This is a genomic window from Streptomyces otsuchiensis, assembly GCF_004305975.1.
Taxonomy (GTDB): Bacteria; Actinomycetota; Actinomycetes; order Streptomycetales; family Streptomycetaceae; genus Streptomyces; species Streptomyces otsuchiensis.
Window position 1 is genome coordinate 1 of sequence record NZ_BHZI01000248.1, and the last position, 8471, is coordinate 8471.

The window sequence follows — 8471 nt, forward strand, 5'->3', positions numbered from 1 at the left end:
CCCCCCCCGAGAAGGCGACCCCGCGCGCCACCCCGCCCGCCCGCTGAACGACGGGCCCCGCCCCGCCTCGCGGGCACCGCCACTGTGCCCCGGACGGCACAGTCGGTACGCTCAGACGAAGCCGGGTAAGTTACCGTTCAGTAGACCGAGTGACTCCGCCCGTGGGGGTAGCAGCCCCACCACCCCGTCCGCAGGTTCGAGGAGCCGTCATGCAGCTCGTCGCGATCGTCGTCTCGCTGGTACTCACCGCGGTCGCCGTAGCGCTATTCAGCCGCGCCGTCGCCCAGATCGTCCGCTTCCTGCGGCTGGGCCGTTCCGTCCCCGCGGGGACGCGCACCGACGAACCGGCGCAGCGCAGCTGGACGCTCGCGCGCGAGTTCCTCGGGCACACCCGGATGAACCGCTGGGCGGTCGTCGGCGTCGCCCACTGGTTCGTCGCCATCGGCTTCCTCACCCTGGGCCTGACCATCGTCCAGGCCTACGGCCAGCTGTTCCGGGCCGACTGGGTGCTGCCGCTGATCGGCACCTTCGTCCCGTACGAGATGTACATCGAGTTCATCGCCCTGATGACCACGGTCGGCATCCTGACCCTCATCGGCGTGCGGCTGCTCAGCCTGCCCTCCCGCGCCGGGCGCAAGTCACGCTTCACCGGCTCCACCTCCTGGCAGGCGTACTTCGTCGAGTACGTCATCCTCACCATCGGCGTCGCGATCCTGCTGCTGCGCGGCCTGGAGGGCGCCCTGCACGGGGTCGACGGCTACACGGCCGCCTACTTCGTCTCCTACCCGCTGGTCTCGCTCTTCGGCGGGCTCAGCCTCGCGACGCTCCAGAACCTCGTGTACCTGGTCGCGATGATCAAGCTGGGCACCACCATGGCCTGGGCGATCACCGTGGCGCTCAACACCGACATGGGCGTCGCCTGGCACCGCTTCCTCGCCTTCCCCAACATCTGGTTCAAGCGCGACGCCGACGGCTCAACCGCGCTCGGCGAGCTGCAGCCGATGATGTCCGGTGGCAAGCCCATCGACTTCGAGACGGTTTTCGACGACGACAGCGGCGAGGAGCCCGAGTTCGGCGTCTCCCAGGTCGAGCAGTTCTCCTGGAAGGGCCTGCTGGACTTCTCCACCTGCACCGAGTGCGGCCGCTGCCAGTCCCAGTGCCCGGCCTGGAACACCGGCAAGCCGCTCTCCCCCAAGCTGCTGATCATGTCGCTCCGCGACCACGCCCACGCCAAGGCGCCCTACCTGCTGGCCGGCGGCGGCAAGGACGCCGAGGGCAACGAGAAGGCCACCGAGGAGCAGCTGCGCGACGTCCCCGCAGCCGCGCTGGCCGAGGCCGAGCGCCCGCTGATCGGGACCGCGCCCGAGACCCCGGGAGCCCTCGGCGGCGTCATCGACCCCGACGTGCTGTGGTCCTGCACCACCTGCGGCGCCTGCGTCGAGCAGTGCCCTGTCGACATCGAGCACGTGGACCACATCGTCGACATGCGCCGCTACCAGGTGATGATCGAGTCCGCCTTCCCCTCCGAGGCCGGCACGATGCTGAAGAACCTGGAGCGCAAGGGCAACCCGTGGGGCATGGCGAAGAAGAAGCGCCTGGAGTGGACCGCCGAGCTGAAGAAGGACACCGGCATCGAGGTCCCGGTCGTCGGCAAGACCGTCGAGGACCTCACCGAGGTCGACTACCTCTACTGGGTCGGCTGCGCCGGCGCTCTGGAGGACCGCGCCAAGAAGACCACCAAGGCCTTCGCCGAACTGCTGCACATCGCGGGCGTCCGCTACGCCATCATGGGCGGCGACGAGGCGTGCACCGGTGACTCCGCCCGCCGCCTGGGCAACGAGTTCCTGTACCAGCAGCTCGGACAGCAGAACGTCGACACCCTCAACGCCGCCTTCGGCGAGACGCCTGCCGACGGCGAGACGCCGGCGGTGACCGTGCCCAAGGCGAAGAAGCGGATCGTGGCCACCTGCCCGCACTGCTTCAACACCCTGGCCAACGAGTACCCGCAGCTCGGCGGCGAGTACGAGGTGATCCACCACACCCAGCTGCTCCAGCACCTCATCGACGAGGGCAAGCTGATCCCGGTCACCCCCGTCGAGGGGCTGATCACCTACCACGACCCGTGCTACCTCGGCCGCCACAACAAGGTCTACACCCCGCCGCGCGAGATCATCGGCCGTGTGCCGGGCCTGCGCAACGAGGAGATGCACCGTCACAAGGAACGCGGCTTCTGCTGCGGCGCCGGCGGCGCGCGGATGTGGATGGAGGAGCGGATCGGCAAGCGCATCAACAACGAGCGCGTCGACGAGGCGCTCGCCCTCAAGCCGGACATCGTCTCCACCGCCTGCCCGTTCTGCCTGGTGATGCTCACCGACTCGGTCAACGCCAAGAAGAACGACGGCGAGGCCAAGGAGTCGATCGAGGTGGTCGACGTGGCCCAGCTGCTGCTGGACTCCGTGCGCACCCCTGGCGACGGCGACGACACCCCGGCCGACGAGACCGCGCCGGAGCCCGCCCCGGCGCCGTAGCGCTACCGTCCACGCGGCCACGCGGCCACGCCGAGGGACAGCCGCCCGACGAGGTACAGCCACACCGGAGCGGACCCGGGCTCCGGCGCGTGCCGTAGGGGGCGTTCGTGGCCGGTTCCGGGATACCTCAGGGTGACTTCGGGTCGGACGACCACTCCGCAGGGGGTACGTTCGTATGCGTGGGTGGATTCAGGAAGAAGCGCGACGACGGCCGAGGCGACCGAGCACCGGGCAACGGCCCCGTGCCGGGACGGCAGGAGCCCCCGTACGGGTACGCCCCGCCGCCGCGGCCCTACGGCGGGGACACCGTCCGGGAGCCGCACCTCGGACACGGCGGCTACGGCCCCGGCCACCATGATCACCACGGCGCACCACAGCACGGCACACCACAGCACGGCGCACCGCACCACGGCGGGCCGGACGACGGCTACAGCCAGGGCACGACGTACGGCGCCGGCGGTCACGGGCCCTCGCACGGCGGTCCCCCTCACGGCGGTCCGCCGCCCGGCCACGACGGCGCGCCGGGCCCCGGCGCCCACCCCGTCTCCTACGGCCCCAAGCTCCCCTGGAAGGAGCTGCTGACCGGGGTCGTGCTGCGCCCCGCGCCCACGTTCCTGCGGATGCGCGACTACCCCATGTGGGGTCCGGCGCTGATCGTCACCTACCTCTACGGCCTGATCGCCGTCTTCGGGCTGGACGACGCCCGCGAGACGATCCTGGAGACCACGGCCGCCAGCGTCGCCCCGTACCTGCTGTTCACCGGTGTCGCGATGGCCTGCGGAGCGCTGCTGCTCTCGACCGTCACCCACGCCCTGGCACGCCAGTTCGGCGGCAACGGGCACTGGGCGCCGACCGCGGGTCTGGCCATGCTCATCATGTCGCTGACCGACGTGCCGCGGCTGGTGCTGGCGATCTTCCTGGGCGGCGGCCACTCCGTGGTGCAGATCGTCGGCTGGGCCACCTGGATCTACGCCGGGGTGCTCTTCACCATGATGGTCAGCCGCTCGCACGAACTCCCGTGGCAGCGGGCCCTGGCCGCCTCCTCGATCCAGCTGCTGGCCGTGCTGATGCTGGTCAAGCTGGGCACGCTCTGACCGGTCGCGTCAGGCCCGCGCGCGTCCCCCGGGGAGCACCGTCGTCGGGACGGCCGCGGCGGGCGGGGTAACCTGCGGGACGTGCTTCTCTCAGACAAGGACATCCGGACCCAGATCGACGCCGGGCGCGTGCGGATCGACCCGTTCGAGCCGACGATGGTGCAGCCGTCCAGTATCGACGTGCGCCTGGACCGCTACTTCCGGGTCTTCGAGAACCACCGCTACCCGCACATCGACCCGTCCGTCGAACAGCCCGACCTGACGCGGATGATCGAGCCGGAGGGCGACGAGCCGTTCATCCTCCACCCCGGCGAGTTCGTGCTGGCCTCCAGCTACGAGGTCATCACCCTGCCGGAGGACATCGCCTCCCGGCTGGAGGGCAAGAGCTCGCTCGGCCGTCTCGGCCTGCTGACCCACTCCACCGCCGGCTTCATCGACCCCGGCTTCTCCGGCCATGTGACGCTGGAGCTGTCCAACGTCGCCACCCTGCCGATCAAGCTGTGGCCCGGGATGAAGATCGGGCAGCTGTGCATGTTCCGGCTCACCTCGCCGGCGGAGCACCCCTACGGCTCGGGCGCCGGCGGCTCCCGCTACCAGGGCCAGCGCGGGCCCACGGCCTCGCGCTCGTACATCGACTTCCACCGCACCCAGGTCTGACGCGGGCGCTCCCGCCCGGCGCGCACCAGCACGAGTGCGCCCGTCAACGGCATGGACGCGCCCCGGCTCCCCCCACTGGAGCCGGGGCGCGTCACGTCCCGGGCCGGTCCGCCCCGCCCTAGCGGCGGACCGGCCGGAGTGCCGTCACTCGGCGCGTCGTGCCACCGAGGACCGTGACCGGGTCAGCAGCATGGCGACCAGCCCGGCCACCATCGGCACCAGCACGACCAGCTGGAACATGGTGCCCCACGGCACCTCCAGGAACAGCTCCGGTCGCTTCGCCGGATCGGAGAAGTCGAACTGCTCCCAGTAGACGAGGTCCGACCGGTGCCCGGACAGCACGATCGCCGCGCCCGGGATGAGCCCGCTGACGGCCCCCAGCAGCACCCCCATCCCGGCGATGACCGCGCACTGGAGCCCGGAGAGGGTCCGTCGGACCCGCGGCGGAGCGCCCACGGCGGACAGCGTCGCGAGGTCGGCCTCCGAGTCGGCCTGCGCCAGGCCGGTCGCGATACCGGCGGCGCCGAGGGTGACCACCATGGCGAACAGCCCCAGCACCAGCAGCACCAGCGCGGCGTCCGATGTGTGGCCCGTCTCGACATAGACATCGACGTCGGCGGGCAGCGCGCTCAGCCGCTCGTTCAGCGCCTGCAACGGGGCGTCGCCGGGCTGTTCCCCGGTCGAGAACAGCGACGCGAACGGCGCGGTCGCCACCCCGGCCTCCTCCGTGGCCGACTCCGGCAGCAGTACCTTCGCGACCCGCGCCCCGTCCGGGGAGAAGTCGCCGACGACGGCCGGCAGGACGATCCTCCGGTCCGGTTCGAGGGCGTCGGGCGTACCGAGCTTCTCGTAGTAGTCCTCGCGGTCCGTGGTGAAGACGTCGATCCGCACGGTGCCGTCCTCGTGCAGGACGCTCCGGTCGTAGACCACGGCCTCGCCCCGCTCCAGGGCTCGCACCGCCTCCTGGTCGTTCATCCCCATGACGGCGAGGACGTCCGGGGTGCCGACCACGACCTCCTCGAACGTGGGCCCCTGCGCCCAGTTGTCCTCGCGGCACTCGGGCTGGACGTCGTCCATCCCCAGCGTCTCGCCACGGCCGATCGCCGCGTCGAGGGCCTCGTGGTGGGCGTCCCAGTCACACTCGTTCTCCGGCGGCATGTGGACCGCGGCCATGCCGCAGTTCTCGGCCCACTGGTAGAGGCGGCAGCCGGGGTCACCGGGCACCAGCCGCGCGAGGTCCGCGCGGTCGGTGACGCCGAGCGTCCGGGTGACCGCGTCGGCCGAGTCGCCCGCGACCGCGGCCTCGTCGGTGATGACCACCACCGTGCCGTACGGTGCGCGCGCGTCGTAGTTGTCACGGTTCTGGGCGTCCTGGCTCGCGAACACGGTGGCGACTGCCACCGCGCCGGAGACGGCGGCCAGTACGGCCGCGACGGCGGGCGCGGTCCGCGGCCGGTTGCGCACCGCGTCCCGCAGCGCGAGCCGTCCCGACAGCGGCAGCCAGCGGCCGACGCTGCCGAACACGCCGACCAGCCAGGGCGTCATCGCCACCAGGCCCAGCTGCGCCAGGATCGCTCCCGCCGCCACCACCGTCGAACTGTCGCTGACGAACGCTCCCGCCAGTGCCATGGCCGCGCCGAGCACGAACGCCACGGCCCCGCCGATGGGCAGCAGCCGGTTGACGCGCCGCACCCCGCGGCGGCCGGTCAGGGACTCCAGGACCGGCGCCCTGGAGGCCGTGATGGCGGGGAGCAGCGCCGCGAGCAACCCGATGCCGACGCCCAGACCGCAGATGGCGAGCAGTTCCAGCGGCACCACGGTCAGCGCGCCGAACCGTGCGCCCTCGCTCTCCTCCAGCCAAGACTGAGCGAGCAGCATCGCGACGAAACCGAGGGCGATACCGACCACGGCCGCCGCCAGGCCCAGCAGCGCACCGCTGGCCAGCATGATCGCCCGGGTGTGGCGCCGGTCGCCGCCGTTGGCGCCGATCAGGCCCAGCATCCGGCGCGAGCGCCGGGCGCCGACCGCGAACGCCGGGCCGGCGAGCAGGCAGATCTCCAGGATGACCAGGGCGATCACCGTGACCAGGATGACCTGCCCCCCGGTGCCGCCCGAACCGTCGTCGTCGCCACTCGCGAAGTAGGGGACGTCCGCACGGGGCGGCGGGTCGAGACCGACGGCGCGGGAGACGACCAGCCAGCCCTGCGCGTTGACGGCCTGTACCTGCTCCCAGGTGACGTCGGTCCCGGCGTCGACGAAGAAGCCGGCGGAGACGAGGGTCTCGAAGCCCGTGTCGGCGGCGTACCGCGCCAGGTCGTCCACCAGGCCGGACTCCGGCAGCACCAGCACCTGGTGCACCCACAGCATGGAGGGCAGTTCGTAGACGCCCGAGATGGTCAGCTCGGTGTCGGGGCCCTCGAAGGTGAGCGTGTCCCCGACCGACACGCCGCTCGCCTCGCGGAACTCCTCGGTGACGGCGATCTCGCCGCCCTCCGAGGGCATCCGTCCTTCGAGGACGGTCTGCAGCCCGTCGAACAGCGGCTCGGTGACGTCGAGTTCCCGCACCTCGACGCCGGTGAGGCCGTTGCCGGTCCGGACCTCCTCCGCGTGGATGCTCCGCTCGATGTGGAGTTCGGCGCCCGGCATCACGGCGGCGGCGCGTTCCAGCGCCTCCTCGCCGCCCGGGTCGGGAACCCACTCCGGCTGCTCCTGCCCGGCGAAGCCCACGCCGGCTTCGTCGTCGATCTCGCCGTCCGCACCGGCGACCACATACCGGTCGCCGCTCGGCTTCTGGTGGATCGCCTCGGCGTCCGTGTCCTGGATGCGCGCGTCGGCGTTGCCGAGCTGACGCTCCATGGTCTCGGTGGCGGTCAGCTGCGAGCTGCGGATGCTGAGGTCGATGGCGCTGACCCCGACGATGGGCAGCGCGATCATGGCGATCACCAGGATGCTGCGGCCCTTGGCGCGCAGCGCGTCCCGGCGGGCGATGCGCAGCGCCAGCCGCCAGGAGCGCCAGAAACCGGCGAGGCTCACTGTGAGGCCCCGTCCGCGAGCAGGGAGTCGGCGGAGGTGCTGGCGGACTCGTCGACGATGGAGCCGTCGCGCAGGAACACCACGCGGTCCGCCCAGGCCGCGAACCGCGGCTCGTGCGTCACCATGACGCCGGCCGCGCCCTCGTCGCAGCGGCGCCGCAGCAGTGCCAGCACCGCCTCGCCGGTCTCCGAGTCCAGCGCGCCGGTCGGCTCGTCGGCGAGCACCAGCCGGCGGTCCCCCACCAGCGCGCGGGCGATCGCCACCCGCTGCTGCTGGCCGCCGGACATCTCGTCCGGGAAGCGGTCGGCGACCTCGGTCAGGCCGATCTCCTCCAGCGCCGCCAGCGCCTCGACGCGGGCCGCACGCGCGGACACGCCGTCCAGCTCACGCGGCAGTGCGATGTTCTCCGCCGCCGTCAGCGCCGGGATCAGGTTGTAGTCCTGGAACACATAGCCCACCGAGGTGCGCCGTACCTTCGCCTGCGCCGCCCGGGACAGTCCGCCCAGGTCCACGCCCTCGATCAGCACCTCGCCCTCGGACGCCGCGTCCAGCCCGCCCGCCAGCGTCAGCAGGGTCGACTTGCCCGATCCGGACGGGCCCATCACCGCGACGAACTCGCCGGCGTGGACCCGCAGGTCGGCGCCGCGCAGGGCGTGCACGACGGTCACCCCGGACCCGTGGGTCCGTGACACCCCCCGCAGCTCCAGCACGGGAACGCCCGCGGCACCGGGGGTGGGCGCGGCGTCCTCGGGGACGTCGTCGGCACCCTGCCCGCTGGTGGTCTTCCTACTGGTCATGCGTGCTCCCCAAGGGCGTTCCACAGGCCGGGCGCGGCACGGTGCCGGCACGGCGGTTCCATCGTCTGTCGGGGGCGCGGTCGGCGGTCACCGGCCGCCGCGCCGTGCGTGGGCGGCGCTCTCTCCCGGCGCCGCGGCCCACGCGGACGGCGCCGGGCCGGTCGGAGTCCGGGCCGTGCCCGGTGTCCTCGGTGCCTTCACCGGCGGATACCGGGCCGGGGCGCCGGGCGGCGGCGCGCCCGGCGGGCGAGGCCGCGAAGGCGGTGATCCGGACCTCGCAGTGGCCGAGCCAGCGGGCTTCGGCCTCGGCGTGGAAGATCAGCTGTTCCAGCACCAGCAGCCAGGCGATGTCGTCACGGTTG

5 protein-coding genes and 1 pseudogene are annotated in these 8471 nt (G+C 72.4%); 3 read left to right on the forward strand and 3 right to left on the reverse strand.

All coding sequences use genetic code 11. The features are described 5' to 3' along the window. The first annotated feature begins 209 nt into the window (after positions 1-209). The 3 genes from E0D90_RS20495 (at position 210) to dcd (ending at position 4279) form a co-directional block, all read left to right on the forward strand. Entirely contained in the window at positions 210-2528 is a 2319-nt protein-coding gene (locus tag E0D90_RS20495) for a (Fe-S)-binding protein (protein ID WP_103504218.1), read from the forward strand. A gap of 179 nt (positions 2529-2707) precedes the next feature. After that, positions 2708-3622, forward strand: a complete 915-nt coding sequence (locus tag E0D90_RS20500) for a Yip1 family protein (RefSeq protein ID WP_130799572.1) — start codon at positions 2708-2710, stop codon at positions 3620-3622. A gap of 81 nt (positions 3623-3703) precedes the next feature. Further along, positions 3704-4279 carry a dCTP deaminase gene (dcd, locus tag E0D90_RS20505; RefSeq protein ID WP_103504216.1) on the forward strand — a complete coding sequence of 192 codons (576 nt, stop codon included), beginning with the start codon at positions 3704-3706 and terminating at the stop codon, positions 4277-4279. Between the two features lie 144 nt (positions 4280-4423). Here dcd and E0D90_RS20510 read toward each other — a convergent pair whose 3' ends face one another. The 3 genes and pseudogenes from E0D90_RS20510 to E0D90_RS28635 form a co-directional block, all read right to left on the reverse strand. Beyond that, positions 4424-7312 (reverse strand): ABC transporter permease, encoded by a 2889-nt coding sequence (locus E0D90_RS20510; RefSeq protein WP_130799573.1) that lies wholly within the window; start codon positions 7310-7312, stop codon positions 4424-4426. Continuing rightward, positions 7309-8109: an ABC transporter ATP-binding protein gene (locus tag E0D90_RS20515; RefSeq protein WP_130799574.1), complete on the reverse strand. Its 801-nt coding sequence runs from the start codon at positions 8107-8109 to the stop codon at positions 7309-7311. The genes E0D90_RS20510 and E0D90_RS20515 overlap by 4 nt, the downstream gene beginning before the upstream one ends. Then, positions 8099-8471: pseudogene (locus E0D90_RS28635) on the reverse strand (hypothetical protein); the annotation flags it as partial. The pseudogene E0D90_RS28635 and the gene E0D90_RS20515, both read right to left, overlap by 11 nt.